At 45.5% G+C, this 4,064-nt stretch carries 3 protein-coding genes and 1 pseudogene; all 4 read left to right on the top strand.

The annotated features are described in order from the left end of the window. The first annotated feature begins 143 nt into the window (after window positions 1-143). Window positions 144-746, top strand: a complete 603-nt coding sequence (locus C7B65_RS26590; RefSeq protein WP_073075330.1) for an MltR family transcriptional regulator — start codon at window positions 144-146, stop codon at window positions 744-746. Between the two features lie 193 nt (window positions 747-939). Further along, window positions 940-1,449 (top strand): SLATT domain-containing protein, encoded by a 510-nt coding sequence (locus C7B65_RS26595; protein WP_073075331.1) that lies wholly within the window; start codon window positions 940-942, stop codon window positions 1,447-1,449. An 82-nt stretch (window positions 1,450-1,531) separates the two neighbouring features. Beyond that, window positions 1,532-2,554: pseudogene (locus tag C7B65_RS26600) on the top strand (IS701 family transposase). Between the two features lie 79 nt (window positions 2,555-2,633). Next, window positions 2,634-3,629, top strand: coding sequence for a PDDEXK nuclease domain-containing protein (locus C7B65_RS26605; protein WP_073075332.1), 996 nt, complete (start codon window positions 2,634-2,636; stop codon window positions 3,627-3,629). Window positions 3,630-4,064: the final 435 nt, after the last annotated feature.

Here is a 4,064-nt window from a genome sequence, read left to right on the forward strand (position 1 = left end):
CGTGTACAGTGAAAGTTGTAAGCACGGTTCTGAGGGGAGGGAGGGAGATATATCTAAAACTCACTCCTTTACCCGACTTCGGCAGCAGGTATATGCTTAAGCGTCATCTCATTAATCCACTACAGAGTCGGTAAGCTTCAGATATGAACGAAAAAATTCAAGATTACGTTGTCGCACAGACACAGAAAGTCGTTCAGTTTCGCCAAGCATTAACTTCAGAATCTGATCGTGGATGTGCGCTGTTTGCGGCTGCGTATTTAGATGTATGTCTTTCAGATCTGCTTTATGTATCACTTGTGGAAAACAAGAATATTGATAAAGATCTTTTTGAAGGAACTGCACCTCTATCGAATTTCTCATCCAGAATCAAACTTGCCTACTACTTGGGACTAATTTCAAGAAATTGCAGGCGTGACCTAGATATTGTCAGAGGTATTAGAAATGATTTTGCACATAAGCCAGAGATCATTTCATTTGAAACTCAGTCAATTCGTGACCGTTGTAAGAACTTGTCCTTTTCTTACCAGGAAAAGGATGCTGATCCGCGTTCACATTTCACGGCTGCTGTAATGAGAGTTTTAAGTCATATTCACATTGCTACACTTACAACTACACCCCACAGTGAGAAACCTGATGACACACCCTCTGAAGAAGATAAGAAAGAGCATCGTGAGCTAATTGAGAAAATCGTAGAAAACGCAGTTCGTGATCCTTCTGTACAGGAAGAGACAAATGAGGAAGCCTAACAATCCCGCTGCACCGGAACGAAGTTAGATCGTCGGTGAGATACAAAAGTTATCTGCGTCCGGTGAGCGGGAACGTTAGACCGCTAGATCTCGGCGGGGGCAGTTCTGCTAACTCGTCTGTCTGTAAAGCTCAAAGCCAGTTCACAACATTGTGGAGGTAGTTGCAAGTTGGGTAAGTCATTGAGGGTTAAGTATGCCAGATAGAAGCACTCCTAATCATGCGGCTTTTCTGTCAGATGTTGTGCGAGAAACTGAATGGTACGCGGATCAGGCTTTGGAAATGGCTAGTTGTCACCGCAGAGCATCCGACGCTTACGGAAATGTTCATATGCTTTTTGGGTTGCCAGCAGCAATCTTGGCTAGTATCTCCGGTATATCTGCATTTACGCAAAATTCCATCATAGCTGGGATTACAGCCTTTATAGTTGCAGGGATTACCGGAGCAATGTCTTTCTTAAATCCTGCTGAAAAGGAGAAATTGCACTTTGAGGCTGGAAATGTTTTGGATGCTTGGGCAACTAAAACTTATCTTCTGATTAAACAGGGGCGAGCAAACCTCATCGAACCATCTGACGTTATCAGTCAATGGGAAAAGCTTATGGAGGAGCGATCACAACTGCTAAGACAAAGCCCGCGAATACCTACTTGGGCTATGTCAAAGGCAATGAAACGTTTTTTAGATCCTTTTAATTCTTCTAAATAGTACTGTTATAGGACTTACGCATTGACAGGAGAAGAAGAATGTGGTGAATCTAGGATAGTCTTGTAGCCCGCAGGAATCAGTCGTGAGAGAACGGTCTAAGCCCTCAACTGCCAAGTGTACTTGCTCGCTCTACATCTTATTTTTATTGGCGGAACCCAAGTATGTGAGTTGTGTTCGTCTATCTGAGGTGATGGAGGGGTTGAGTCACGACAGTGTGAATCGGTTTCTGCTACGGGAGAACTACAAACCCCGCGATCTGTTTAATGAAGTCCTAGACCATCTGATTCTAGACGGTGGGGTTGCGAGTGTAGACGATAGCGTGTTGGATAAACCTTACCGCGACCCCCAAAGCACTGCCCTGATGGGCTACTTTTGGTCGGGCAAACACAAGCGAACCGTGAAGGGCATCAATCTAATTACCTTGTACTATACCGATGTCACGGGCATTTCCTATCCGGTGAACTTTCGCATTTACGACAAACAGGAGGGCAAAACCAAGAACGAGTATTTTCGCGACATGGTGGCAGAGGTGAAAGCTTGGGGACTGAAACTGGCTTGGGTGACGGGCGATAGTTGGGATTCAGGAATTGAAAATCTGAAGTTTCTCAGAAACGAGAAGGTGGGTTTTCTGTTTGGTGTGGCTGATAATCGTCAGGTTTCTCCAGAACGCGGGATTCAGGTACAGGTGAAAACGTTAACGATTCCTGAATCTGGGTTGGTGGTCTATCTCAAGGAGTTCGGGTGGGTGAAAGTGTTTTGCCAGAGCTTCAAAAACGAGGATCGGTATTAGATCATGCACTTGCCCGACGATCTGGAACTAGCGCAACTGAACCGCCAAAACTTCCGCCAGATTCACGACCGTCATTGGCAAATTGAGAGCTTTCATCGAGTCATCAAGCAAGTGTGCAACATTGAACGCTTTCAAGTGCGAACGGAGTCTGCCATGAGAACCCATTTTTTCTGTGCGTTGCAAGCCTTTTGTAAGCTGCAAACGATGCGAGTTGAAGGCTTGATTGATAACCTGTATCAGGTGTCGCGTCAGTTATTCGTGCCCGTGATTCGTCAGTTCATCTTGGAAAACCTCTCCCAACCGATGGCTCACTGACCCCAGACCTTGCTACTTTTGTCAATGCGTAAGTCCTAAATAAGTTAGTTTGATCATAAGTTGAGGAAGCCAGAAAGCCATGACAAACCCTTTGCAACCCCAATTTGTGGAAGTCCTTACCCTGATTAAAGTTGCTCAGCAAAAAGTCATCGCTACCGCTAATCAAGAACTGATCAGACTGTACTGGAGCGTCGGTAAGTACATCAGCGATCGCCTAGCTACGAGCGAATGGGGGCAAAAAACAATCGAACAGCTTGCAACTTTCATTCAAGCTCAGGAACCCGGTATCAAAGGCTTTGAAAAGCGCAACCTTGAAAGAATGCGGCAATTTTACGAAACCTATCCTGATTCCCAAATTACGACCGCACTGCGGACGCAATTAAGTTGGACGCATCATCGCATTATTATGTCACGCTGTAAGACCGAAGCCGAGCGCCTCTTCTACCTTGAACTCGCCATCACTGAACGCTACAGCACCCGCGAACTCGATCGTCAAATCAATAGCGGCATCTTCGAGCGCACTCGCCTTGCCGATGCTAAACTGCCACAAACTAGCCATCCTAAACCGCTCTCTGGAATCTTTCGCGATAGCTATGTCCTCGACTTCCTTAATTTGCCTCACAGCCACTCAGAAAAGGATCTGAAAACCGCTCTTGTAGCCTGTCTCAGAGATTTTATTCTTGAACTGGGTCGAGACTTTACCTTCCTAGGACAAGAATACCGTCTACAAGTCGGCAGCAGTGACTTCTTTATCGATCTGCTCTTCTTCCACCGTGAACTTCAAAGCCTTGTTGCCTTTGAACTCAAGATCGATAAATTTCAACCCGAATATCTTGGTCAACTCGAATTTTATCTTGAGGCACTTGACCGCGATATCAAAAAGCCCCACGAAAATCCTAGTATCGGTGTTTTGCTATGTCGCGATAAAGATGACGAAGTTGTTGAATATGCGCTCAGTCGTTCGATCAGTCCTACTGTTGTTGCCGAATATGAAATCAAGCTGATTCCAAAAGAAGTTCTACGGAGGAAACTGAACGAGTTCTATGAACTACTAGCAACTAAAGAGGAGTCATAATTTTAGGATGGGTGGGTTGTGATTGCAGAGTTGTTGATCGTAGTTTAGAGGCTATTTGTGAGGCGCGGTCTAACAACACAGTGGAGCGGACGGTACAAAGTCTTCGCGCTACGTTCTAGTTCTTTCGCCGTTAGACTTCACCTTTTGGGAGTTACGCGGGATGCAGGTTGAGGATACTGTCAACGATCGCCCCTTAAGAAAACTGCCCAGCGATCGACATCGAAACGGCAAGCAATGATATGAGCTAAAGTCAAGAGGCTTACGATTCGCTGGGTATGAGTGAAACCGTCTACATCGAAACGAGTATAGGCTATCTCAGATCTTGCAGCAGTCTCAACAGGGAGTTGCAAAACGGCTAGGTAATGTTCTAGACGTGTTGTTCGTGTCTAAATGGGGAATCCGAATATGACGCGATTAATGAACCGTCCAATCACC

Origin of the sequence: Phormidesmis priestleyi ULC007, assembly GCF_003003695.1 — a bacterium.
GTDB classification, from domain to species: domain Bacteria; phylum Cyanobacteriota; class Cyanobacteriia; order Leptolyngbyales; family Leptolyngbyaceae; genus Phormidesmis_A; species Phormidesmis_A priestleyi_A.